The organism is Brevibacterium samyangense (assembly GCF_039529845.1).
Taxonomy (GTDB): Bacteria; Actinomycetota; Actinomycetes; order Actinomycetales; family Brevibacteriaceae; genus Brevibacterium; species Brevibacterium samyangense.
This window is the reverse complement of the sequence record NZ_BAAANO010000034.1, coordinates 1-23,260: the sequence shown is the minus strand read 5'-3', so window position 1 is coordinate 23,260 and position 23,260 is coordinate 1. Positions and strand designations below refer to the sequence as shown.

The window sequence follows — 23,260 nt, the reverse complement described above, 5'->3', positions numbered from 1 at the left end:
GGACTACGATTCACCCATGAGCATCCTCACGATCGCAGCCTGGCAGGCCGAAGGGCGACTCACCGACGTCGAGGCGAACACGGATTCCGTGCGCGCGGCCGCGCGGTGGGCGAAGGAGATGGAGGCCGACCTCCTCATCACCCCGGAGATGTTCCTCAGCGGGTACAACGTGCCGCGAGCGGACCTCGAGGCGCAGGCGGACGTCGACCACGCGGGGATCGTGGCGGGCATTGCGCAGGAGGTCGGGATCGGCATCGTCGCCGGAGTGCCCGAGTTCGTCGACACCCCGCACCCCGCAGGTCGCGGGATCTACAACACCTCGGTACTCGTCTCGGACACCGGCGAGGTGCTCATGCGCCACCGCAAGTACCAATTGTTCGGCGACCTCGATCGCGGGCTGTTCCTACCCGGCGAGGCACCGGTGACGACCGCCGAATTCAAGGGCGTGACGATCGGGTCGATGATCTGCTTCGACGTCGAGTTCCCCGAGTCCGTCCGTGCCGCCCGCCGAGCCGGGGTGGAGCTCCTCGCCGTGCCGACCGCGCAGATGACCGGGTACGCGCCGGTGAACGAGCATGTGATCCCCGCGCGGGCGTGGGACAACGGGCTGTACCTCGCGTACGTCAACCGTGTCGGCACGGAGAACGACCTCACCTACATCGGGCAGAGTTCGATCTGCTCGCCCTACGGGGAGCGCCTCGCCGGCCTCGGGGCCGAGGCCAAGGAGGAGATGCTCTTCGCGACGATCGACACCGAGATCGTGGCCCAGGCCCGCACCGAGAACCCGTACCTCGAGGAGCTGCGCGGGTGAGTGCGACTGATCCGTCGACTGCGGCACCCACCTCGGCCGCACAGGTGCTCGCGCACGTGCGGTACCGGAACCCCGGGATCGACAAGGCCAAGGCCCTCGTTCTCACCGCGTACTGCCAGGCGTTGACCCTCGCGTGGCGCGGCGATCCCCTGTTCGGTGAGCGCATTCTCGCCACCGAGTACGGCCCCGTCCCCGAGGGCCTCCACGCACAATTCGGATTCACCGCTCCCCGCAAGTTCCCGGATACGGCGGCCGCGTCCGGCACCGAGGCGGCTCCCGGTCAACGGCGCCGGGAACTCGACGCCGTGATCGCGCACTACGGAGTGCTCGGGTCGACGGACCTCGTGAACCTCTCCACCGCCGAGGAGCCCTACACCGCCGCCGTCGCCTCCGGTCCCGAATCCCCCGCCTACACGACGGGCCCCGTCGTCTCCGTGGAGGCGATGGCGGAGTACTACGCGGGACTGCCGGTGGCACAGGTCGGGCAGGCCGAAGGCAAAGGTACTGCCGCAGCGGTCGGTGCAGTCGGAGCTGCCAGGGCACCTGGGGCTGACGTTGAGGCCGGAGCTACCGGGGCGCCCGGAGCCATCGGAGCCGTCAGCGTCGACCCGAGGGAATCCGCCCCCGCACGCCCGGGTGAGACCGAAGCGCAGGCCGAACTCGACCTGGAGAAGGCGAAGGCACTCCGAGCCCAACTCGCGGCACGCTTCGAGGACACCCCGAACCTCCTCGCCTGAGGGGTTGCGCCGGCCTCTCCCCGAGAAGTACCGAGGCAGCCAAAACGTCCCCCACGTCCAGGTACAAAACCGCGGTATGCACGTCGCCGCCCCAAAGGCTTCCCCGAGAAGTACCCAGACCACGAAAACGTCCCGGCCCTCCGGGTACAAAACGGAGCTCCCCAGGGAAACCGAGCTACGAAACTCTGCCGACTCCGCTCTCGATCGGGTGCCAGGTGTCGTCGAGGAAGCCGATGCGGATCCCGTCGTTCTCGACGAGCCTGTCCATGAACGCGCGGTCGAGGAGTGCGTGGAGGGCGAAGCCGTCGGTGAGCGCCACGAGTTCGACCGCGAGCGTCGCCGAGTCGCGCGAGGACACGATCGACCCGTCGTCCTTGCAGCCCTCGACGAGCCGTTCGATGAGCCCGCGCCAGCGCACCAGGCACCGCATCACCTCGGCGTGCACGGCCGCACAGTTCGCCGCATCCGCGTAGTAGTCGAGGAACACCCGAGTGAGCGCGACCCCGCGCTCGTCGATCGGGAGGGTGGCACGAATCGCGAGGTGGAGCTTCTCCATCGGCGCGAGCCCCCGGTCGGCGAGGAGTCGACCGAGTTCCTGCTCGTGCAGTTCGGCCGCGCGGCGCAGGGCACCGAGAACGAGCTCGTCACGGGAATCGAAGTAGTGGCTCACCGTACCGGCCGACCATCCGGTCGCCTTCGCCACCGATCGGGTCGTCACCGTCCGCGAGCCGCCTCGGGCGATGAGCCCGAGGACGGCATCGCAGATCTCCGCGCGACGCTGGTCGTGGTCGACGATCTTCGGCATGGCGATCAGCTCCGCGGGGTGGGGATCCGGTCCGGGCCTCGAGGGGAGTTACCAGGGGGACGTGGTCCGTCGTCGGACCGGCGTGCCGCTCACGCACTCGCGGAGTGGGGAGCTCCGGTCGGTGTGCGTTTTTCGTGCACGTGATCAAGATAACCCGGATCTCGTTTCCCGGTTGTTTCGTTCCACAATATGGATTGTTCACGCAGACAAGCCCCGGCACCGAACCCTCAGGTTCGATACCGGGGCTGTCCCTCATCGCCGGCGGCACGGTTCGGAACCCCGGTTCCGCCCGATCGGCGATACCGAAGCGCTCAGCTCTTCGTGGCAGCGGCCTCCGCCACGTCGACGATCCGTCGGACCGCCGCGTCGGAGTCGCGCAGCCAGTCGGCGAGGAGGAGTCGGCGCACGCACGCCCACCCCATCTGGTCCTCGAGCACGGACACCGGGAGACCGTCACGGTCCCATCCGGTCGGCATCGCGGCCCACGACGGCGGGTCGAGAAGCACCGCGACCCACGCATCCCGCGGAGCCGGTGTCCCAGCGTCCTCGGCCGGTGCGGCCGCAGCCTGCGTTTCAGCGCCGCGGGGCTCTGCGTTCGACGGCCTCTCAGCCGACGATTCTGCAGCCGACGGCTCTGCGTCCGCCTGTTCCGCGCCGTCCTCGACGACGGGGATCTCCTCGGTGTCGACCGCCGCACTCGCGCTCTCCCCGGATGCAGTCCCGCCCGCCCCGGCCGAGGCGCCACTCGCCACCGGATTCGCACTCACCGCGGACTCGTCACTCACCGCGGACTCGGCGCTCTCCGCGGACTTCGCGGGCTTCGCTCCCTGCGTTCTCTCCTCCGAGCCGCCGGCGCCACCCTTCGGCGCCCGCACCGCGAGGTCGACGACGAACGAGGACGTGCCGATGCCGGTCTCCACCTCGAGGTCTGCGGTGCGCAGCTTCTCCGCGATGATCTCGCGGTAGAGGGTGCTGCGGTCGAGGACGCCCTGATGCTTGACGACTGCCCCGCGCTCGGCGTCGTGGAGGTAGTCGCGGAGGTCCCGCAGGCCGCGCGATTTCGAGTTCCGCACGTTGATGTCGGAGGACTTGAGCGAGGTGAAGATGACGACGGCCTCGCGGGCGCGGGAGATCGCGACGTTGAAGCGCCGTTCACCACCAGCCCGACTGAGCGGTCCGAAGCTCTGGTTGAGCCGACCGGTCTTCCGATCGGGGGCGTACCCGATCGAGAACAGCACGACATCACGTTCATCGCCCTGGAGACTCTCGACGTTCTTCACGAACAGCGGTTCCTGCTCCCGATCGAGAGCGGCCCGCACACCCGCGTCCTTCTCCGCGGCGGCTTCGAGCGCCTGCTCGATGTACTTCTGCTGGGAGGCGTTGAACGTCGCGACCGCGAGCGATTTCGAGGGGTCCTCCGCCATACGCCGGGAGACCTCCGCGACGACGGCGTCCGCCTCCTGAGCGTTCACCTTCTGCGCGGATCCGGACACCTTCGTGTATTCACCGCCGACGAACCGCAGGTCGACGGGGAACTCCCGCAGACGCAGGGCTTCCTCGGCGTCGGGGGCTCCGGCGGCATTCGGCGGTTCGGGGAACGAGGACAGACGTCCTGCGTAGTACTTGCGGTTGGAGAACGCGATGAGCGCTTCCTTGCGGGAGCGGTAGTGCCACTTGAGCCACTTCTGCTCGACTCCGGCGTCGACGGCATTCGTGAGCACGGACTCGAGCCGCTTGTTGACGCCGGTCGCAGGCATCCCGGCCTCGGTTCCGGTGGCATCGACCTCGGAGGAGTCGCTGCCGGCGGTCGTGGAACCCGCAACTCCGGCGCCTTCCTGCTCGGCTTCCGCCGCACCTGTAGCGCCACCGACCTCCGGCGTCTCACCCGGAAGCTCCTCGGGCACGAAACCGTCCGCAGAGAAGTCGGCACTCGGCGGCATCTGCTTGGAATCACCGACGATGACGGCCGCTCGGGCCCGGCCGAGCGCACCGATCGCGCTCGACGTCGTGATCTGGGACGCCTCGTCGAAGACGACGGTGTCGAACTCGAGCCCGGACGCCGGCAGGTGCGTCGCGACACCCGTGGGGCTCATGAGCACGCACGGGGTGGTCGAGAGGATGTCGTCGCCGAACTCGGCGAAGAAACCACGCAGGGTCGTGAGCGCACCGGAGCCGGAACCACTGCCGGCCGCGCCGCGCCCGTGCACCGCTTCGACGAACCGGGCGGGCGCCTCGACGCTCTTCCGGTCGGCACCCCACCGGCGCCGACCGGCGACGACACCGGCGATCGTCCGGCGGGTGAGGGCTTCGACCTCGGCGCTGAGCCGCAGATAGGACCGGACGAGTTCCTCGCGGTTCTCGCCCTTGTAGCGCACGACCCCGTCGGCGGCGACAGCGGACTGGAGAGCGTGGCGGGCCATCGCGAGCTGGACGGCCTCGGCGAGCTGTCCGCCGTCGCGTCCCCGGGCGATCTGCGCGGCCGGCTGCACGAGCCCGAGGTCCGCGAGTTCCTTGAGCGCGGACCGCAGCGCGGTGGCGTCGGACGCTTCTGCGGGCGACCACGCCGGGTTGTCCTCGGAGACGTCACCGTTCACGCGCCTGCGGGCGCGGCGGACGCGTTTGGCGACCTCGCGGACCGCCTCGGGGGAGGTGGACGCCGCGATCCTGTCGACGGCGATCTCCCCGGGCTGCCAACCGGACTCCGGGTCGAACTCCTGCTCGAGTTCGAGGCACGCCTGGAACTTGTCCCACACCCCGTGGCCGGAATGGAGGGATTCGGGGTAGGCCCGGAGTGTCGCGAGGCACTGCGCGAGTTCCATCCGCGCTTCCTCGAGCTTCCCCTGCTCGGTCGTGCCCTTCACCGCGAGCGCGGCCCGCATCTGTTCACGAACGGCATCGAGGGTCTGGGTCTCTCCGTGGGCGTCGAGGACGAGGGAACCGAGGCCGACCTCCTCGAGACGGCCGAGCACGACGTCGAGGGCCGCCTTCTTCTCCGCGACGAAGAGAATGCGACGTCCGCGCGCGAGCCCGTCCGCGATCATGTTCGTGATCGTCTGGCTCTTGCCGGTGCCGGGAGGCCCCTCGAGGACGAAGGACCGTCCGGCGGACGCGGAGACGATCGCGTCGAGCTGTGAGGCGTCCGCCTGGGACGGCAGCCAGGTCTTCGTCTCGTCCTCGGGGACGACCTCACGCACCGGGGCGGGGTCCGCGAAGGCGGCGTACGGCGTACGGGCGATGTGGCCGGCGACGGGCATGCGCAGCAGGTCGCGCCAGTGGGAATCGAGGTCCTGCCACAGCGGGAGGGATGCGTACGTGAAGGTCCCGAGGCGCGCCTCGGGGAGCATCGAGGCGTCGACGCCGGCCTCCCGCAATTCGCCCTCGACACGGGTGAGCACGTACTCCGCGTCCACCGCCGAGGCGCCCCCACCGGCTGCCCGACCGGCACTTCCAGTGCCGGCTCCCTGCGGCCCCGCCGGGTGCGCGAGCGCCGCCGAGGGCTCGTCCTTACCGGTCTCGATGCGGAGTTTCTCCACGAGGCAGTGATTCACCTGCAGCGCCCCGCCGGGTTCGAGGGCGAGGGTGAACCCGTCCTTCGCGGAACCGCCGACGACGACGGGGGCGAGGAGGATCGGGGACAGAGCGGTCTGGCCGCCCCGGTCGGTCCATTCGAGGGCGCCGAGGGTGACGTACAGAGTTGTGAAGCCGTTCTCGTCGCGGCTGGCGCGGGCGTCGGCCATGAGCGCGCGGAGGCGGGCCTCGAAACCGGCTCCGAGGGCCTTCGCGTGGACGACCCCGTCCTCCATCGCGTCGACGAGGTGTGAGGCACGGGCGGTCCGTGCCGACCCGGTGGTGGCCTCCGCACCCTTCCACGTCGTGTGCGGCGCGAGGGCGAAGGAGGTGCCGGAGGCGAGCGCGTCCGCGAAGCCGAGGAGCGCGATGTCCGGCAGGACGAGTTCGGCACCGCCGGTCCGCGGCATCCGCAGCAGCGGATTGCGCAGCGAGAGGTCGAGGAGTTCGCGCTTCCACCGGGTGACCGCGCGCGGTTCCGGTTCGTTCGGGTCCCCGGCCGAGGTACCGCGGCCCCGGGCTGCTCCTGCGCCGGTCCCGGCGGGTGCAGCAGCCGGCGCGGCCACACCGATGGCGCGCCGGGCGGTGCCGAGGTCGACGACGGACACGGCGGAGTCGAGTTCGGCGGACAGGACGGGCTTCGGGTCCTCGGCCATGAACGGGCGGGGGTTGTCCTCGGACCAGCCCGGATCCGGCACGGTCGAGAGGGAGCCGAGGACCATCGCGGAGAGTTCGGCGCGGACGGCGGAGCGGCCGCGGATCGAGGCGGATTCCTCGGTGTCGAAGGTGTGACCGGTACCGACGCGCAATCCGCTCGCGGTGCCGATGAGGGCGACCGGGAGGCGGAGGGCCTCGAAGACGGCGGCGATGAAGAGGGCGCGTTCCGAGGCGCTCGCGCGGGAGCGTTCGCGGACCGCACTCGGGCTCACGGGCGTCGTGGTGTCACCCTCGATGAGTTCGGGGTCCGGGGTGACGGAGAGTCCCTCGTCGACGGCGGACTCGACGGCGGCGAAGAGGTCCTCGAGGACGGGGCGGGAGTCCGCGGCGTCCTCGACATCGATGCCGCTGCCGAGAATGCGGGAGACGACGGAGGTGACGGCGGGATCCGTGGGGAGGACGAAGGCGGCGGCGAGTTCCGGGGGCGCGGTCGGCACCCAGACCTTCTCGGGCAGCCAGGCCAGGCCCGCGTGTGCGGCACGGGAACGGCCGCCGGCCCCGACTGCGACGGTGAGCGTATCCGTGACGAGGCCGCCCTCGGCACCGAGGGAGTCCGGCACCGTGGGGTGCCACGCGAGTTCGTGCGAGTCGAGGCGCAGGTTCTCCCCCGCGGGGAGGGTGATCTCCGGGCCGAGCCACACGCTCTCCCGGTCGCTGTCGAGTCCGGCGGAGAGCGTCGAGACCTCGACGGGCGCCTCGGAGTCGTTGGACACCTCGATGGCGACGATCGGTGAAACGCCGGCACGGGCGAGGAAGGGACTGTAGACGCGGAGGACCTCGATCGCAGCGGTGAGGGTTCCGCCCTCGACGCGCACCTGCGCCTCGACACGCTCGGTGAGGCCGTTCTCCTCCTCCTGCGCATCCTGTTCGTTGAACAGGCCGATGTACTCGGCACGGAGGGTCTGTGCGGTGTCCTCGAGGCCGAGGGACTCGAGGATGCCGGCGAGGGTCTCCGTGAAGTGGTCGACGGTGTGGCCGACGACGAGGTAGTCGCGCAGTTGGGCGTCCCGGACGAGCGCGAGGCACTCCTTGGCCCAGGCGGCCCGCAGCGGGAGTTCACCGAGGGTGAGGGAGCCGTCGAAGTGTGCGAGGACCGTGAGCAGGTCGCCGATGTCGTCGAGGGACGGGGTGCCGGAGCGTTCACCGCGGGTGCCGGTCGCATCGAGGCGGGCCGCCCAGGTCTCCTCGTCGAGGGACTCCGGGGAGAGCTCGAGGATGCGACCGAGCAGAGTCGGCACCACGGATGCTCCTGCAGCCGACAACTGCTGCGCTTCGGTCATTGCGTCCATGGCCTTCTTTCCGTCGACGAACTCACTGCAGTGTGTGCCGTTCCACCGCGTCCTCCGACGCTAACCGGAGGCACGGACACAGAACGGTCACACACCCTCGGAAGCCTAGTCGTCCCCGGGTGTGAGGCACCTGAATACGGCTCCACCGCCGGCTCGACTCTACCGACCGGTAATACAGGATGACTGCCCGGAGTGTGCCCGATCGGTCCCCGCGGGTCGGAGCCGAGCGGATCAGTGCTGCCCGAAGAGGTCGCCCGAGGACTCGCCGATCGCACGCTTGCGGCGGAAGTAGTCGTTGATGATCGTGCGGTAGAGATCGGAGTCCGGGCGGGCCCAGTTCCGCATGAGTTCGCAGCCGAGGGCGAGTGAGGTGATGAGCTGCGCACCGGCCTGCACCATGCGTTCGAGCGCGGTCTCGTGGGTCACGGGTGATACCCCTCCGAAGGCATCGACGACGGGGAAGACCTCGTAGCCCTCACGGAGCATGTCGAGCGCGGGGAACGCGAGGCACACCTCGGTCCACAGACCGGCCATGACGATCTTCTTCCGCCCGGTGGCCTCGATCGCAGCCCGGAAGTCCGCGTCCTCCCAGGAGTTCACACCGGTCCGATCGATCTCGACGACACCGGGGAGTTCGTTCGTGAGTTCCGGGATCGTGCCCTCGTTCACGCCCATGTCGACCGCGACGTGGAGAGTACGGTGGGGACCTCGTAGGCGTGGGCGAGCTTCGCGAGGGTGACGGCGCCGACGTTGATCTCCTCCGCGGAGGTCGAACCGACCGTCGCGTACTGGCCGGGCTGGAAGTCGATGAGGACCATCGCGCAGTTCTGCGGGGTGAGGAGGTGATCGGACTGCGGGTCGCGGACGGGTTCGGGGGCGAGCTTCGGCATGACGGGCCTCTCTGCGTTCCTCTGTACTGACTTCGGTGTCGAGCTACGGTTCCGAGCCTCGACGTCGGCGCTGACACACGGGAGGGGTTCCGGTTGAGGTGCGGGCGCGGAGCCCCGGAGGCGGCATCTTGGTGACTCATCGGTAACACGAAGAGAAGACGCTGAACCACGACGGACCCCCGGATCATGACGACAGAACCGGCCACGGCACACATGAGTTCCTCAAGCAATCCCTCGCAAGTTCGGACACGAATCAGGACCACCGCGGGCATATCATCGGGAAAGCTCAAATCTTGGATTACTTAGAGGAACCCCGCGATGCCGGTCTACAAGTCGAACCACCCGATGTCAGCAGCAAGCTTCCGGACCGTGCGCAGCTTCCTCGGGCTCTCGGATCAATGGATCGCCACACACCTCGGGGTACATGTGCGGACGGTCCGGAAATGGGGCGCGGGCGACAGCTCCGTGCCGAAGAGCGCTGCGGCGTTCCTGCGCGAGCTCGACGTCGAGACCGCGAGCGCCGTCTCCGTCTACGTCGAGGCCTTCACGGATCACGAGGATTCCTGGCCGTTCCGCATCCCCCGCTCCGACGAGGAATCCGAGGGATGGGAGGAGTTCCCCGGTAAGCCCGTGGGCTGGTGGAGGAACCTCGCCGCACGCGTGTGCCAGCGGGTGCCGGGCCTGTGGATCGACTTCGCTCCTGCGGATTCCGCCGGGGGCCCTGCCGACCGCCCCATCCTCACCGAGCACACGGTCGAGGAGACCGCCGAACAGGTGGCCGCCGAGAACGCCGCGGACGCGAAGGCCGCGGCCGAACGCACCCTCGCGGAACAGTACGCCCTCACCGAGGACGACGACCGCGGGTTACATGCGGTCGTGAACCCCGCCGAGGCGGTCGGTCCGGAATCCGCGAAGGGGAGTTCCGCCTCGGCGCGGCCTGCGGCGGAGTGAGGACCGCGGCGGAGTGAGGGTACTGCGCATTTCCACCCAGGTCCGGCGTTCCGCCGCGAAGTAGGCTGCCGACGGCAGCGGTGTCCCCGCACCGCGTCTCGACCTGCGCCCCCTCCCAGATACGGAAATCCCCATGTCCGCACCGATTCCCTCCGAACCCTGGCAGTGGCCCGAGGCCCACTGGCGCGCCGTCGCGAACAAGGTGCGTGCCGGCAGACGACTCGTCCACGACGATCCCGCTCGGCGGTGGCCGGGTGGAGCACGCACCGCAGTGCTCCTCACCTGGGACTCCGATCACGAGACCCCGTACCTCCGCGATGCGCAGACGTCTCCGGGCTCGATGGCGATGGGTGAGTACGGCAGCCGTGTCGCCGTGCCGAAGATCCTCGACATGCTCGCCCGGCACGAGATCCCCGCGAGCTTCTACGTCCCGGCGGTGTCCGCGCTCCTGCACCCGGAGGACATCGAGGCGTACGCGGCCGGCGGCCACGAGGTCGCGGCACACGGCTGGATCCACGAGCGGAACACGCAGCTGCCTTACGAGGCGGAGCTCGACCTCATCGGCCGGGCTGCCGATGTCCTCGAGGAGTTGTCGGGTACCCGGCCGGTCGGGATCCGCACACCGTCGTGGGACTTCTCCGACTCGACGCTCCGCGTGATCCGGGAACTCGGATTCGTCTACGATTCCTCGCTCATGGCGGACGACGAACCCTATGAGCTCCTCGCGGACGGCGCTCCCACGGGAATCGTCGAGATCCCGGTGGAGTGGGTCCGCGACGACGCACCGTACTTCATGATGGACCGCTTCGGCGGCCTCCGCCCGCACCTGTCCCCGTACGAGGTCGAACGGATCTGGATCGACGAGTTCGAAGGCGCATACGCCGAGGGCGGGTTGTTCGAGCTCACGATGCACCCCCACATCTCCGGGCACCGTTCGCGCCTCGCGATGATCGAGCGGGTCATCGAGCACATCCGGGCGAAGGGCGACGTGTGGTTCGGCACCCACGCGCAACTCGCCGAGCACGTGCGCGGGCAGTTCGACCTCGGTTGATGCCCGACCCTCAGGACTCCCGCTGGTCCGCCTGTGCGCGTTCCTTCTCCGCGAGCCGCTGTTCCATGCGCGCCGGATCGTACTGCGGGCGGGGCACCTCGAAGGTGTCCGTGACGCGGACGTAGTTGCCGCGCCCGTGGATCCTCCCGACGAGGTGCATCGCCGGGGTGTCGAGGTAGAGCTTCTCAGGATCGCTCACGAAGGCGTCCTGCACGTGGGTGACGAGCACTTCCCCGATGACGACGCTCTGCCGTGTCCCGATGTCGAGTGCCTCCATGAGCCGGCACTCGAAACTCACCGGCGCCGAGGCGATGAGCGGTGGGGCGACCATCGTCGCCGGTGCCGTGTCGATCCCGGCATAGTCGACCTCGCTGAACTCGCGGGGCACGGACGCACAGGACAGGTTCATCTTCTCGACGTCGCCCTCGCTCACGAGGTTGACGACGAACTCGCCGGTCGCCTTGATGTGGGTGGCGGTGTCCTTGTCCTGCCCGTCCGGTCCGTGGAGGAGGCCGAGGACGAGCAGCGGCGGCGAGTCACCGAAGGCATTGAAGAAGCTGTAGGGCGCGGCGTTGACGACGCCGTCGGCGCTCTTCGTCGTCACCCACGCGATCGGTCGCGGAGTCACGCTCGAGACGAGCAGCTTGTACCGCTCCGGTGCCGACAACTCACTCATGACGAACTGCATGGTTCTCTCCTCATTCCCCGCGGTAGATCCCGACGGTCGGTTCCTCGCCGACCCGACCGAACCCCCGGTACATGCCCTCGGTGTTGAACGGCAGCGCGACGTTCCCGGAGGCGTCGACCGCGATGAGCCCACCGTCCCCGCCGATCGTCGGCAGTTTCTCGTGGACGACCGTGCGCGTCGCCTGCTCGAGCGACTCGCCCGCGTACTCCATCCGTGCTGCGACGTCGTACGCGGCGACCATGCGGATGAACATCTCACCGGTGCCGGTCGCGGACACCGCGCACGTCGCGTTCGCGGCGTACGTCCCGGCGCCGATGACTGGGGTGTCGCCCACGCGCCCCACCTGCTTGTTCGTCATCCCGCCCGTCGACGTCGCCGCGGCGAGGTTCCCGTGCGCGTCGAGCGCGACGGCCCCGACGGTGCCGTACTTCGTGTCCGCATCGAGCGGGTCGACGACGGAGTCGGCCTCTCCCCCACCCGAGGCGCCACCCGCTCCCGGCTGAGCCGTCGCCTCGGCCGTGGTCACCTCCGCCGCTGCCGCCTCGCCGTCGTGGTCGAGGACGGCGGTACCGGCGGCGCGCTGCCGGGCCCGGTCGAGCTGGGCGCGGCGTTCGGGCGTGGAGAAGTAGTCGGGTGAAACGATCTCGAGGCCGTGATCGCGGGCGAAGGCCTCGGCGCCCTCACCGGCGAAGAGGACGTGATCGCTGTTCTCCATGACGGCGCGGGCGAGTGTGATCGGGCTCTTCACGGTGTGCACCCCGGCAACGGCACCGGTGTTCAGGGTCGCGCCGTCCATGATCGCGGCATCGAGTTCGTGCGTCGCCGCGCTCGTGAACACTGCTCCGTGGCCGGCGTTGAAGAGAGGTGAGTCCTCGAGGAGGGTGACCGCGCGCTGCACCGCGTCGACGGCGGTACCTCCGGACGCGAGGACCTCCTGACCTGCACGGACGATACCGGCGAGCGCCTCGCGGTACTCCTGTTCGCGTTCGGGCGTCATGCGGCTGCGGGACAGGGCGCCGGCGCCGCCGTGGATCGCGATGACGGGAGTGGGGCCGACCTCTGAAAGCCCGGCCTCAGCATGCGCGGCGGACGGCGTGGCAGGCGGAACTGCGGAAGGGGTGCTCATGGGGATCTTCCTTCGGGTGGGATCGGGGACGTGCGGACCGGATCGGGGACGGAGACGCGCAAGGTGAGGGCGCCTCGGCCACGGAGGATGTCAGCAGGCTACCGCGCTGTACGCGACGACGGCCCCGTCGATCACCCCTCGCCGACGACGACGGAGTCGAGGGTGGACTCCACCATCTCGGGGAATCCGGCCTCGTACGCCTGCGGGCACAGGAGGTAGGCGGTGAATGACCAACCACGGTCCTGGACCACCCGGGCACGGCCTTCGTACAGGTACGGAACGCCGCTGAACGTCGCCGTCCCGTAGGAGCGCATCACGTCGACGACCTCGTCGTTCTCGTCCTGCAGCGCCCAGCCGATCTCCGAGTCGATCTCGTAGTCGGCGGCCTGCTCGAGACTGTCCTCGTCAGCGACGCCGGCCCAGATGCCCGTCGCGTGCCACTCCGAGGCGTAGCTCGTGTCGATCTCGGAGGTGTCCGAGGCGAACTCGAAGAGCTGGCATCCGTTGTGATGGTCGAATGCGCTGGCTCGGGAAGAGGCGTCGTCGGCGAGTTCGGTCTCCACCCAGTCGCGGTCGATGGGGAACTCGAGGGACACCGGCCCCTCACCGTCACCGGACCAGGCCATCGCCTCGCCGGCGTCCATGATCGCGTCGGTGCGGTTGCGCTCGGACCCCTCGAGCGGGTCCGGGAGGCTCGCAGTCCCGGCCTCGCCTCCCCCGGTGCCGCTCCAACTGCCGCTCCGGCTCTCCTCCTCGTCGTCCTCGCTTCCGCCGGAACCGGTGAACGTGATCGTCCCGTCGGAGTCCGGCCCTGCCGTTCCCGGCCCGCGGGTCCCACCGGGCGCTGCACCCGCCGAGGCGTCACTCGCCTCGGCAGTGGCCGGATCCTCCGGCTGTCGCTGGGCCGGGGCGAACGCGTCGCGGACGACGCTGCAGCCGGAGAGGAGGAGCAGCGCGGTCGTGGCGGCAAGCACGGTCGGGACGCGGAAGGACGCGGAAGGGGCCATGGCTCCATCCTCGGACGGAGCCATGGCCCCTGGCTACGGTCTTCGGTGGCGGTCTCGCGACACCGGCTCACGCAGCCCCGCGTCCGCGCACCTCTGCGGCCGCAGGCGCTTCTTCGTCAGACGTGAGCGCCCTGGACGGGCACGCCCTCCTCCGGGGCGCCGATCGCACGGGCTGCGGTCCACGCGTCGATCGCCTCGCGTTCGGTCTTCATGAACTCGGAGATCTCGATCGCGGTGTCGATGTCGTGCGTGATGGGCTTGCCGTCGATCGCGCGGACCGACTGCACACTGCTCGCGCCCATCATCCACACCTGGTCGGCGGTGAAGAGTCGGTCCTTCGTGATCTCCTCGTACGCGGTCTCCAGCCCGGTGAGTTCCGCCCATGCGAAGAGTTCCTGCTGGGTGGTGCCGTGGAGGATGCCGATCGACGGGTGCGGAGTGACGACGCGACCTCCCTCACGGAGGACGACCGTCGACTGCGGCCCCTCCATGACGTACCCGTCGAGGGTGATGAACACGGCGTTCTGAGCGCCTCGGCGTTCGTACTCGCGCTTCGCCGCCATGTTCGTCGCATAGGACAGGGTCTTCGCCCCGAGCAGGAGCCACGGCGCCTTCTGCGCGGAGTCCTTGTTCACCTCGCGGTCGAGAGTGACGATCTCGATCTCCGGCTCACGCGGTTCCTTGCCACAGTCCACCATCGCGATGATCGACAGCGGCGCGTCCTTCGGCGCTGCCGACAACGAGTCGTCCGCCCCGCGGGTGATCATGAGCTTGAGCTGGGCGTACTCGACCTCGCCCATCTGCGCGAGGACCTCGTCGGTGAGGGCGACGAGCGCCTCGGTCGGGGGGATCTCGAGTTCGGCCATCTGCGCGGACTTCTGCAGGCGGGTGAGGTGGAGGCCCCATGCGAGGGGCGTGCCCTTCCACACCGTCGTCGCCTCGAAGATGCCGTCGCCGCGGATGAGGCCGAGGTCGAAGACGCTCACGGTCGCGGTCTCGGGGTCGACACGGGTGAGGGTCGGCGTCGCACCTGCGGGCAGGGCGAGGAGTTCGGTGGCATCGGCGAAGAAGATGCCGAAGGGCTTGGGCCCGGTGGCTTCCGGTGATGCTGCGGAGTCGGTCATGTGGGGATCCTTTGCGGTGAGGGGTGAGGGGTGAGGGGAGTGCAGTGCGGCGGAACGGGTCAGGACCAGTCGGTCTCCGAGTCCTCGAGGACGCGGAGGATGTTCTCGGACGTGAGTTTCCGCAGGTCAGCGGCCGACCATCCGCGGTCGGCGAGCGCTTCGAGAAGTGCAGGGTAATCGGACACCCGCTTGAGGCCCTCGGGGCCCTCCGGGATGCCGTCGAAGTCGCCGCCGAGGCCGATGTGGTCGATGCCCGCGACCTCACGCGCATGTTCCACGTGGAACACGACGTCGTCGATCGTGGCGGTCGGTTCGGGGTTCGTCGCGACCCAGGCGTCGAGGGCGGCGCGGGTCTCACGTTCGGCTTCGGCCTCGTCCGCGGCGAAAGCGCGGATGCGGGCGGCGAGCTCGGCCTTCTTGCCCGCGTGCTCGACGTTCCATTCGGCCACCGCGTCGTTGATGAAGCTGGGCACGAAGTTGAGCATCTGCACGCCGCCGTTGGCGGAGAGCCGGGCGAGCACGTCGTCGGGGACGTTGCGCACGTGCTTGGCGACGCCTCGGCAGGAGGAGTGGGAGAAGATCACCGGCGCGGTGGTGACGTCGAGGGCGTCGTGCATGGTGCGTGCGTGGACGTGGGAGAGGTCGACGAGCATGCCGATCCGGTTCATCTCCTTCACGATCTCCCTGCCGAAGTCCGTGAGCCCGTAGTCGACCTCCTCGCCCGTCGCGGAGGCGGCCCAGTCGGTGTTGTCGTTGTGCGTGAGCGTCATGTACCCGCACCCGAGCTTGCGCATCATGCGGAGCGTGCCGAGCGAGTTCGCGATCGACTGGCCGCCTTCCATGCCGAGGAGCGAGGCGATCTTCCCGTCCGCCCAGGCTGCGCGAACGTCCGCTGCGGTGCGGGCGATCCGGAACGTCTCCGGGTACGCGTCGACGAGGCGGTAGACACCGTCGATCTGTTCGAGGGTCTCGACGACGGCCTCGGGGTGCGGCTGCGCGCTCGAGACGTACACGGACCAGAACTGGGCGCCGACGCCGCCGGCACGCAGGGACGGGATGTCGGTGTGGAAGTCGGTGTTCCCCTCGCCGAGTCCGGCCGCGAGCGCGTCGTAGTCGAACGCCTCGCGCAAGGCCATCGGCAGGTCGTTGTGGCCGTCGAACACGGGCGCCTGCGCGAGCACCTCCCGCACGAGGTCGCTCTTCGTCGTTGCCGCCTTCTGCGGATCGCCGGGGTGGTCGAGGGAAGCGTTCACGTTGTCGGCCTTCTGTTCGAGAGGGATCGGTTCGGGACGTGGCAGGTCCTGCCTCACACAGGACAACCCCTCACACAGTACGACGCGCCGGGCTTCGACGGTGTTACGGGGCGGGCGGGACGACGCGGTTCGCCGTCGTGCGTCGCGGCTCCGGCCGTTCCGAACTCGGCGCACTCGGTGTTCCTACCGCCCGCGCGGCCCGTCTAGAGTCACGAGCATGAACCGCCGCCCGCCGTTCCGCGTCACCGCGCGCACCGCCGTCACTACGACTGCATTCGTGTGCGTGGGCGTCGTGTTGAGCGGGTGCGGGCTCCTCGGCGGCAACGGGGACGTCGTTCCCGGCGGCGGGGCGGGTTCCGATTTCTCACCGACCACCGCCGAGGCGCACCCGGGTTCCGAATCACCCGCCGCTCCCGGCCCCACGGCCTCTGACTCCGACACCACCGGTGCGAACCCCGCACCCGAGGCGCCGACAGGCACTACGGGGAGCGGCGCCTCGGCGGATCCCGCGTCCGCGGGTCCCGGGAACCGGGACTCCGATGCCGGCGGTGATGGCTCGGCGCCGCTGAACGCCGACGCGCTCGACAGGGCGATCAGCGCTGCCGGCCTCTCCCCCATCGCACGTGAGGACGTCGCGGCCGCGATCGCGGATCCTGCGCTGCCGAAGGTCGAGCCGACGGCGTGTCGACTCTCGCCGCTCGAACTCCTCACCGGGGGCGACGCCATCGTGGCGATGGGTTCGCGCGAGGACGGCGGGGCTGCACTCGTCGCGAGTGTGGGGACGGAGGCGAGCGCTTCGGCGGTGGTCGACCGCGTCCGCACCGTCGTGAACGCGTGCCCGACCTCGACCCTCACCAACTCCGAGGGCACCCGCGACCTCACCTTCGAGGCACTCGAGGTCGACGTCCCGGGAGCAGATGCAGTGGCCGCGGTGACCTCGACGTCGACGCTGCGGGACGGTGGAGACGCTGGCGCTGGTGGTGGCGCGAGCGGCAGTGGCGGCTCCGGCGAGGACAGCGCGAGTACGACCGAGACCGTCGTCAACGTGTACGCAGCCGTCGGATCGACGGTGGTGAGTGCTTCGTCCGGTCCGGCGAACGGCAGCGTGAGCGGGGATACGAACGGTTCGGCCGAGGACCCGGCCGCGGTGACGATCGCCCGCGACCTCGTGCCGCACCTCTGAACGCCGAAGTTCTGAACGAGTCGTCACCGGTCGGCACGGGAAAGTTTCATGATGGATGTTCGCGCGAGTCGCCATCATGAAACTTTCCCGTGTCGGCGGGAGGGTCAGCCGGGACCAATTCCCACCAGCACCGTGTGCCGGGACTGGTACGCCGCCTCAGCCCGGCGCAGGCCTCGCGCTGGAATACTGGCGCATCGTGGTTTCTCTTCCCCAGCGCGCACCGGTCCGCCCCCGCTCCCGTAGCGCTCGAGGTGTGCACCTCGCGAAAGCTGCGGCGTCCGGTCTCGCGCTGGCCCTTTCCCTCACCGCGTGCGCTTCCGGCGGCTCCATCCCGGACCCCTTCGGAGTCTTCGGCGGCAACCGCGCCCCGGCAAATCAGGCACCGACCGACTCGAATCCCGACAGCGCGAACGGCGACGCAGCCGACTCCGGCTCCACGAACCCCCGCGACACCGGCGGCGCCGCGGCCACCGACCCCGACAGCACCGCAGCTCCCGATCTCACCACCCCCGGCGACCCGTACACCACCCAGAACCTCGAGGCCGCACTCGGAGCCGCCGACATCACACCCGAGTCCGAGGAGACGTTCCTCGACCGGTTCGTCGAGCAGACGATCGATCCGGAGGAGTGCGCGCTCGCGCCGCGCGAGCAGTTCGTCATCAAGGACTCGCCGCGGGCGCAGGGGCTCGGGCCCGGTGGGCTCACGGGTGAGATCACGACGTTGCCGACGGTCGCCTCGGCGGAGGGCGTCTTCGACCAGTACGAGGGGTGGGCGGAGGCCTGCCCCACGTACACCGTCGAGGCCGAGGGCGAGACCTTCGAGGGCACCGCCTCCCCCTATGTCATGACCTACGTCTGGGCGGACGAGGTCGTCGCGTACGACACCACTCTCGCCGGCAACGGCCACGAGATCGCGGACACCGTCGTCTTCACCCGTGTCGGGTCGACGATCTCCGTGGTGAGGTCCGACGCCCCGGTGGACTCGCGGGAAGTAGCGTCGGACGCGGCGGCCGAGATCCACGCGGCCCTCCCCTGACGCCGAGGCGCCGCGCGGCACCCAGAACAGTGGCGCCTCGGCGAGGCGGAGGGTTCCGACCACGGGGCGGCCCGGTCGCCCGGGAGCGTTGCCGGACCGCAACGCTGCGGTCGGCGGGGCGTCATGTCGAGCCGTTAGGGTCGGTGCCGGGGCCGCTGGGTCCCGTTCCGGCCGCTGGGGCCGGGCCCGCGCCTCGGCGGTGTGCCGGTGCGGGGAGCGGATGTGAAGGATCGTGATTCGTGAAGCGGCTGTTGCCTGTGCTCGTGGTCGCCGGGGCGCTCGCCATGAGCGGATGCGCCGAGCGGATGGTGAACCCGATCGAGGTCGCGCAGGGCGCGCCCGATGTCACGCCGGGTGCTGGTGGCGGCGGTGGCGCGGAGCAGCCGAAGGAACCGACGCCGGAGCAGCCCCCCGCCGAGGCGCCCGCCCCCGAGCGGCCCGCCGCACCTGCCGATGGTGGCGGGGATTCCGGAGATTCCGCTGGTGGCGGTGAAGATTCCGGCGGCGAGGGTTCTGGTGGCAGTGGTTCGGGCGAGGGTGCCTCGGGCGGAACGCCGGCGGAGGCGCTCGAGGCGGCCGGGTTCGACGCCGGTTCGCTCGACAGTCTGCCGGTGGGCGCGTACCCGGAGTTGGGTGCGACGGTCGATCCGGCCCACTGCAAGCTCGACGAGAACGCGATGCTCGCCTCGTCCTCCTCGATGACGATGGGGATGGATCAAGAGGGCGGTCAGATCGGGATCGTTGCGGAGATGGGGAGTGCGCAGGCGGCGCAGTCGGTCGTGGACGAGGCGCGGGAGATCGGCGGTTCGTGCGGATCGGTGTCCGTGACGATCCAGGGGTACACGCAGGACGCGACGATGTCGTCGACCGGTGGCGCGGTCGCCGGCGCCGACGATTCCGCAGGCGTCCAGACGAAGATGACGATCGTGGGCGTGCCGAACACGGCGGTGGACATCTACGCGGTGAAGGGGTCGACGGTGGTCGTGGTGAAGGCGCCGACCGCGGTGGGCGGGAGCGCGAGCGCCGTGCGGCGGGCGGGGGAGATCGTCGGGGCGTTGTGAGCTGGTTTCCCGAACTTCATTTTGCGAAGAACGGGTGCAATCTCTCACGAAGTTCTGGATCACAGACGTAGACATACGTTCCGCGCATCCCTCGAGTGAGCAGGACCGTATAGATGTTGATGACGAAGCGAAGCAAGTCCTCGTCGGTGTAGGTGATCCCGAGCTTCTTGTTGTTCTCGCGACCCTTCTTGTCGTGATAATTCGACCGGTCGAAGACGACGCGCTGCGTAGCCGTATCGAAGCGAAGATCAGGTCCGATGATCACGCCCGCATAGTTGAGGTCATATCCCTGGACCGTGTGGATGGAACCGACTTCATCGATGGCACCGGGAGAATTGATCCAGTCGGTATCTTCGCTGTTCCACCTGAGGCGTTCGCCGTCGAGCTCGATGTCGAAAACCTGCTGGTCCTTCTTGCCTTTGCTCAGCCATGGCCATGCGTAACCGGCCACCAGACGGGCGAGACCGAACTCGTCGTCCCGGCGGCGAATCTCCCGCCGCATCTCACCGAGATCGGTGAAGAACTGAAGGTCATAGTCCCCGAAGGACGCCGGCGTGCCACGTCCCGGAGAAGAAAGCGCCCGCCGAACGTAGCCGACATAATTCTGCCCTGCTGCAATACGCATCTGTGACTGCAGCCGATAGAGCCGCCCACGGCGTCCCGCTTCAGCAACGAGCTGCTCGGTCACACGTGCAGGCAAGTCCGCGGGCCGCACACTCTGCCCGGTATCGAGCATCAGGATCATGTACGTGCTCTTCTCGCGAATCCAGTCCAGCTGCGTCCACGACAGGTCATCGTTCCCGAAGAGCGACTGATTGATCTCGCTGAACTTCTTGTTCAGTGGACCCGACGACTGGTTCGACCGCTGGGTCAGCCGATGCGCCTCGTCGACGATGAGGAGATCGTACTTCTCCGCGCTCGCGCCGACCTCGAACGGTGACAGCACGTACCGCTTCTCCAATCCGGGAGTCACTCTGAACACTTCGGCGATCGACTTCCGGAGAGACTGCTGCGGTACAACGATGCCGACTTTGAAATCTTTGAGCTGCTCGCCGTGCCCCGGCGTGAAGAACTCACTGAACATGGAATCGGTGTCGAGCGGTTCCTCGGGGTCGTGCCGACGGATGTCCTCGAGCAACTTGAGCAAGTAGATCGCGACAACCGTCTTACCGGTGCCCGGTTCGCCGTTGATGACCAAGGTGTCCGGTGTTTTGCTCTCGATGTCCGCGAAGAGGCCTTCGAGAATGTCCTCGACCGCGACGGCCTGGTCGTGGTTCAGCGCTTTGAAGGGCGAGAGCTTGTACAGATCGCTGTTGACGATGTCCGGGAGGCTGCGCTGAAAGAGGTGTTCCTGCACGCGCAATTGCTCGAAGACCTCGTCGAAGGTCTTTCTGTATGTGTCGCGGTCGTAGTAGTCCGCATCGGTGATCCCCGCATTGTGGTTGAGCACCGAGAGGTGGCCGTCGCCGGAGAACATACGGATGAGAAACGACTCGAGATCGAGGCACGCCGACTTGTTGAAGGTTTCGTCGAGCACGACCCTCACATGGCGCAACCTGCGCTTTTCTGCGGAGTCCAGATGCTGTCGCATTCGGCTCTCCGCATTCAAGGACTCACCGACGTAGACCTCGCGGTCATTGTTCATCACGTACACGACGGGCCAGTTCCGATGGCGGGGGTCCGCAGCTCCCCACGCTCGGATCTGGTCCGACACGAAGGGAAAGCGTTCGAGGCTAAAGCCGGTCATATTTGTCGCTCCGCCCTCGCGCCTTCTCGATCGGGTATTTCTCGCGGGTCTTCTCGAGCTTCGCCCTCACGATCGCGTCCGGGTCGAGACCGAGTCTGTCTGACATGAAGAGGCAGTAAGTGAGGACATCGGCGAGTTCCTCCTCCGCCGCATCCATATCGGTGGTCCCCCACTGGAAACACTCGAGCAGCTCCGCGGCCTCGATACTGATGCTCTTTGCGAGGTTCTCAGGAGTGTGGAACTGTTCCCATTCCCGCTCCGACGCGAACTCCCGGAGTTCGCGGATCACCGACTCGTGCATGTCGCCAAACTACCAGCGGGGGCAGACACAGCTTCGGCGCATGCTCTCAGAAGCGAACCATGCGCCGAAGCTGAGCCAAGCAGTCACGGTCAGACTGCCACAGCCTCCGGCTTACTCGGGATCGGTTCCATACCATGGGAAACGGCGTCCTTGAGGGCAGTCTTCTCCTTGAAGACCGGCTGCAAAGCGAGGTAAAGGACAGCCCCGAGCACCGTGGTGACGATCGGCCCCCATGTTGCACCGGAAGGTGCGAGGTTGAGAACGAGAAGTCCGACCGTGGTTGCCACGACCCACGCGATGATGCCGGGGCGATTGAACGCGCGGTAATCCTCGTCCTGCACGTTCCCATGTTCGCCGATTTTGTCGAGGATCGCGTGCGTTACTGCGATGCCGACCCACGCAGTTACGACGATGCCCTGCCAAGCGAGCGCCAACAGGATGTACTCCGTAATCGGCAACAGCATGATCAGGTAAATGAGGATCGCGCCAACCACTGCAAAAGCCCAGGTGGGCGCCTTGATCTTCAGAGCACGTCGCCCGAAGAGGGCGAGGTTCTCGAAAGCGAGCCAATAGTTCGCCGTGTTGATCCGGGTCTGAGACACGAATACAACGAGAAGTCCGAAGATCCCCATGAGCCCAACGAGGCCTCCGGCGATCCCCGTCTCCGAAGCCTCGACTCCGGGGATCGTGAACGTGAGGAAGATACCGATGAGCGCATTCACGCCGAATGCGAGCGTGTAGAAGAGCCACCCGAAGGTGTAGTTACTGTGGAAGACTGCATCCTTCCGTTGCCCCATCGCTGCGTAGTCCACGGTGTACATCATCATGATCCAGGAGCCCATGTAGGCCGCGAAGGTAGCCAGCCAACCGGGGCCCCCCGAGGCAAACGGAAGTGCCAGTTCGGGGCCCTGAGTGAGCCATGTCGACTCGAACCCGTACTTGACGCCGGCGATCACCACAGCGGCTACGAGTCCTAGCCAGTACACCGGCATGAGCCAACCGTTGAGCTTGTCGAGGAAGTTCCGGACACGTCCGACGACGAGTGGCGTCGAGTAGAGCACGACGATCAAGCTCCACATCCACATCGGCCCACCAAACATCGCCTGGAACGCGAATGCCACGATGATGCCTTCGAACACCGCGTAGTAGATAGCGACGGTCGCGAAGATAATCGTCGCAACGATCGACCCCGAATTGCCGAGAATCGTGCGGGAGAACTGTGCCACCGACGCACGCGTGTGCAATGCGCGTTTCGACAGCAGGATGTTGATGAATGTGTATGCGGCTATCGCAAGAGCGATACCGATCAGTGCGTCGCGAGTGCCGTAGGCCACGGCCATCGCCGCGCCGATGTATACGAAGAACATGGCGCTGACGACGCCGTACCAGGCCATCGCGAGGCTACCGCGAGACATCCGCGGGGTGGGGCCCGCGGAGTCGAGGAGATAGGAAACTTCTGTCGAGCTTGGAGTACTCATGTTGGCTCCGGTTTAAAGGATTGCCGATGTGCGGCAGAGGAGTTAGGAGTGTTTGTGGCGGTGAGCCACGGCGTGCTGCACATCGCTCACCGCCACTTTTTGAGATCGCAGTTCAGCCCCAGTGCTCGGCAGAGCGTTTGAGCATGTTGGCGCGGAATTGCTCAGTAGAATTGGGGAAGAGTTCGCCGGTCCCCCAGTCGAGAATGACCCCGTACTGCCGGACTACGTCGAGCGTCGAGAGTTCTCCGGCCACGAACTTCTCGGCCACAACTCTGGGATCGGTGCGGAGCCATTCGGGGCGTTCTGCCCGGATCCTGTCCCGCAGTTCTGCAGTCGCATCCACGTCGATCTCGAACTCGTCGAGTTCACGGTCGATTTCCCGGATGACGACGCCGTAGTCTTTCGCGGCACGTTCGACGGAGACGTACTCGTCGATGA

The 23,260-nt window shown here is 68.1% G+C and carries 19 protein-coding genes and 1 pseudogene; 7 read left to right on the top strand and 13 right to left on the bottom strand.

Annotated elements, in window-relative coordinates:
* The first annotated feature begins 16 nt into the window (after nt 1-16).
* Together ABD172_RS13925 and ABD172_RS13920 are read left to right on the top strand one after the other, a co-directional pair.
* Nucleotides 17-811 carry a carbon-nitrogen hydrolase family protein gene (locus ABD172_RS13925; protein ID WP_344310602.1) on the top strand — a complete coding sequence of 265 codons (795 nt, stop codon included), beginning with the start codon at nt 17-19 and terminating at the stop codon, nt 809-811.
* Entirely contained in the window at nt 808-1,548 is a 741-nt protein-coding gene (locus ABD172_RS13920) for a Panacea domain-containing protein (RefSeq protein WP_344310600.1), read from the top strand. Before ABD172_RS13925 ends, ABD172_RS13920 begins: the two co-directional genes overlap by 4 nt.
* 175 nt (nt 1,549-1,723) lie before the next feature.
* Here the strand turns inward: ABD172_RS13920 and ABD172_RS13915 are convergent, their stop codons facing one another.
* From ABD172_RS13915 to ABD172_RS13900, 4 genes are all read right to left on the bottom strand, one after another.
* Nucleotides 1,724-2,353 carry a TetR/AcrR family transcriptional regulator gene (locus ABD172_RS13915; protein ID WP_344310598.1) on the bottom strand — a complete coding sequence of 210 codons (630 nt, stop codon included), beginning with the start codon at nt 2,351-2,353 and terminating at the stop codon, nt 1,724-1,726.
* 311 nt (nt 2,354-2,664) lie between these two features.
* Nucleotides 2,665-7,926, bottom strand: a complete 5,262-nt coding sequence (locus ABD172_RS13910; RefSeq protein ID WP_344310597.1) for a DUF4011 domain-containing protein — start codon at nt 7,924-7,926, stop codon at nt 2,665-2,667.
* Nucleotides 7,927-8,157: 231 nt separating this feature from the next.
* A complete protein-coding gene (locus ABD172_RS13905) occupies nt 8,158-8,601 on the bottom strand; it encodes an isochorismatase family protein (protein ID WP_344310595.1) in 444 nt (147 codons plus the stop codon).
* Entirely contained in the window at nt 8,592-8,816 is a 225-nt protein-coding gene (locus ABD172_RS13900; protein ID WP_344310593.1) for a cysteine hydrolase family protein, read from the bottom strand. Before ABD172_RS13900 ends, ABD172_RS13905 begins: the two co-directional genes overlap by 10 nt.
* A gap of 318 nt (nt 8,817-9,134) precedes the next feature.
* Here ABD172_RS13900 and ABD172_RS13895 point away from each other — a divergent pair, with 318 nt between their 5' ends.
* Entirely contained in the window at nt 9,135-9,767 is a 633-nt protein-coding gene (locus ABD172_RS13895; RefSeq protein ID WP_344310591.1) for a helix-turn-helix domain-containing protein, read from the top strand.
* Nucleotides 9,768-9,900: 133 nt separating this feature from the next.
* Entirely contained in the window at nt 9,901-10,818 is a 918-nt protein-coding gene (locus tag ABD172_RS13890) for a polysaccharide deacetylase family protein (protein WP_344310590.1), read from the top strand.
* A gap of 10 nt (nt 10,819-10,828) precedes the next feature.
* Here the strand turns inward: ABD172_RS13890 and ABD172_RS13885 are convergent, their stop codons facing one another.
* The 5 genes from ABD172_RS13885 to ABD172_RS13865 all read right to left on the bottom strand — a co-directional run bounded on the left by ABD172_RS13885 (nt 10,829) and on the right by ABD172_RS13865 (nt 16,016).
* The gene (locus tag ABD172_RS13885; protein WP_344310588.1) at nt 10,829-11,506 is read right to left on the bottom strand and encodes a flavin reductase family protein; all 678 of its coding nucleotides are present in this window, start codon (nt 11,504-11,506) and stop codon (nt 10,829-10,831) included.
* 10 nt (nt 11,507-11,516) lie between these two features.
* Nucleotides 11,517-12,632, bottom strand: a complete 1,116-nt coding sequence (locus ABD172_RS13880) for an isoaspartyl peptidase/L-asparaginase family protein (protein WP_344310586.1) — start codon at nt 12,630-12,632, stop codon at nt 11,517-11,519.
* Nucleotides 12,633-12,763: 131 nt separating this feature from the next.
* On the bottom strand, nt 12,764-13,639 hold the full coding sequence (locus ABD172_RS13875) for a hypothetical protein (protein ID WP_344310584.1): 876 nt from the start codon (nt 13,637-13,639) through the stop codon (nt 12,764-12,766).
* Nucleotides 13,640-13,755: 116 nt separating this feature from the next.
* On the bottom strand, nt 13,756-14,763 hold the full coding sequence (locus tag ABD172_RS13870; RefSeq protein ID WP_344310583.1) for an aminotransferase class IV: 1,008 nt from the start codon (nt 14,761-14,763) through the stop codon (nt 13,756-13,758).
* Nucleotides 14,764-14,822: 59 nt separating this feature from the next.
* Nucleotides 14,823-16,016: a dipeptidase gene (locus ABD172_RS13865; protein WP_344310582.1), complete on the bottom strand. Its 1,194-nt coding sequence runs from the start codon at nt 16,014-16,016 to the stop codon at nt 14,823-14,825.
* 217 nt (nt 16,017-16,233) lie between these two features.
* Between ABD172_RS13865 and ABD172_RS13860 the strand changes: the two genes are divergently transcribed.
* From ABD172_RS13860 to ABD172_RS13850, 3 genes are all read left to right on the top strand, one after another.
* The gene (locus tag ABD172_RS13860; protein WP_344310581.1) at nt 16,234-17,199 is read left to right on the top strand and encodes a hypothetical protein; all 966 of its coding nucleotides are present in this window, start codon (nt 16,234-16,236) and stop codon (nt 17,197-17,199) included.
* A gap of 253 nt (nt 17,200-17,452) precedes the next feature.
* Nucleotides 17,453-18,235 (top strand): hypothetical protein, encoded by a 783-nt coding sequence (locus ABD172_RS13855; RefSeq protein ID WP_344310579.1) that lies wholly within the window; start codon nt 17,453-17,455, stop codon nt 18,233-18,235.
* A 239-nt stretch (nt 18,236-18,474) separates the two neighbouring features.
* Nucleotides 18,475-19,296 (top strand): hypothetical protein, encoded by an 822-nt coding sequence (locus tag ABD172_RS13850; RefSeq protein ID WP_344310577.1) that lies wholly within the window; start codon nt 18,475-18,477, stop codon nt 19,294-19,296.
* Nucleotides 19,297-19,312: 16 nt separating this feature from the next.
* Here the strand turns inward: ABD172_RS13850 and ABD172_RS13845 are convergent, their stop codons facing one another.
* The 4 genes and pseudogenes from ABD172_RS13845 to ABD172_RS13830 all read right to left on the bottom strand — a co-directional run.
* On the bottom strand, nt 19,313-21,043 hold the full coding sequence (locus ABD172_RS13845; protein WP_344310575.1) for a DNA/RNA helicase domain-containing protein: 1,731 nt from the start codon (nt 21,041-21,043) through the stop codon (nt 19,313-19,315).
* The gene (locus ABD172_RS13840; RefSeq protein ID WP_344310573.1) at nt 21,030-21,344 is read right to left on the bottom strand and encodes a nucleotide pyrophosphohydrolase; all 315 of its coding nucleotides are present in this window, start codon (nt 21,342-21,344) and stop codon (nt 21,030-21,032) included. Before ABD172_RS13840 ends, ABD172_RS13845 begins: the two co-directional genes overlap by 14 nt.
* Before the next feature lie 89 nt (nt 21,345-21,433).
* Complete coding sequence (locus ABD172_RS13835; protein WP_344310571.1) at nt 21,434-22,738, bottom strand: purine-cytosine permease family protein; 1,305 nt, start codon at nt 22,736-22,738, stop codon at nt 21,434-21,436.
* 196 nt (nt 22,739-22,934) lie between these two features.
* Nucleotides 22,935-23,260: pseudogene (locus tag ABD172_RS13830) on the bottom strand (hydantoinase B/oxoprolinase family protein); the annotation flags it as partial.

What these genes read in the sequence shown, in the direction of transcription:
- ABD172_RS13925 (WP_344310602.1), top strand. Translation starts at nt 17, where the DNA reads ATGAGCATCCTCACGATCGCAGCCTGGCAGGCCGAAGGGCGACTCACC.
- ABD172_RS13915 (WP_344310598.1), bottom strand. Translation starts at nt 2,353, where the DNA reads ATGCCGAAGATCGTCGACCACGACCAGCGTCGCGCGGAGATCTGCGAT.
- ABD172_RS13910 (WP_344310597.1), bottom strand. Translation starts at nt 7,926, where the DNA reads ATGGACGCAATGACCGAAGCGCAGCAGTTGTCGGCTGCAGGAGCATCC.
- ABD172_RS13905 (WP_344310595.1), bottom strand. Translation starts at nt 8,601, where the DNA reads ATGGGCGTGAACGAGGGCACGATCCCGGAACTCACGAACGAACTCCCC.
- ABD172_RS13900 (WP_344310593.1), bottom strand. Translation starts at nt 8,816, where the DNA reads ATGCCGAAGCTCGCCCCCGAACCCGTCCGCGACCCGCAGTCCGATCAC.
- ABD172_RS13895 (WP_344310591.1), top strand. Translation starts at nt 9,135, where the DNA reads ATGCCGGTCTACAAGTCGAACCACCCGATGTCAGCAGCAAGCTTCCGG.
- ABD172_RS13890 (WP_344310590.1), top strand. Translation starts at nt 9,901, where the DNA reads ATGTCCGCACCGATTCCCTCCGAACCCTGGCAGTGGCCCGAGGCCCAC.
- ABD172_RS13885 (WP_344310588.1), bottom strand. Translation starts at nt 11,506, where the DNA reads ATGCAGTTCGTCATGAGTGAGTTGTCGGCACCGGAGCGGTACAAGCTG.
- ABD172_RS13880 (WP_344310586.1), bottom strand. Translation starts at nt 12,632, where the DNA reads ATGAGCACCCCTTCCGCAGTTCCGCCTGCCACGCCGTCCGCCGCGCAT.
- ABD172_RS13875 (WP_344310584.1), bottom strand. Translation starts at nt 13,639, where the DNA reads ATGGCCCCTTCCGCGTCCTTCCGCGTCCCGACCGTGCTTGCCGCCACG.
- ABD172_RS13870 (WP_344310583.1), bottom strand. Translation starts at nt 14,763, where the DNA reads ATGACCGACTCCGCAGCATCACCGGAAGCCACCGGGCCCAAGCCCTTC.
- ABD172_RS13860 (WP_344310581.1), top strand. Translation starts at nt 16,234, where the DNA reads ATGAACCGCCGCCCGCCGTTCCGCGTCACCGCGCGCACCGCCGTCACT.
- ABD172_RS13845 (WP_344310575.1), bottom strand. Translation starts at nt 21,043, where the DNA reads ATGACCGGCTTTAGCCTCGAACGCTTTCCCTTCGTGTCGGACCAGATC.
- ABD172_RS13840 (WP_344310573.1), bottom strand. Translation starts at nt 21,344, where the DNA reads ATGCACGAGTCGGTGATCCGCGAACTCCGGGAGTTCGCGTCGGAGCGG.
- ABD172_RS13835 (WP_344310571.1), bottom strand. Translation starts at nt 22,738, where the DNA reads ATGGCCTGGTACGGCGTCGTCAGCGCCATGTTCTTCGTATACATCGGC.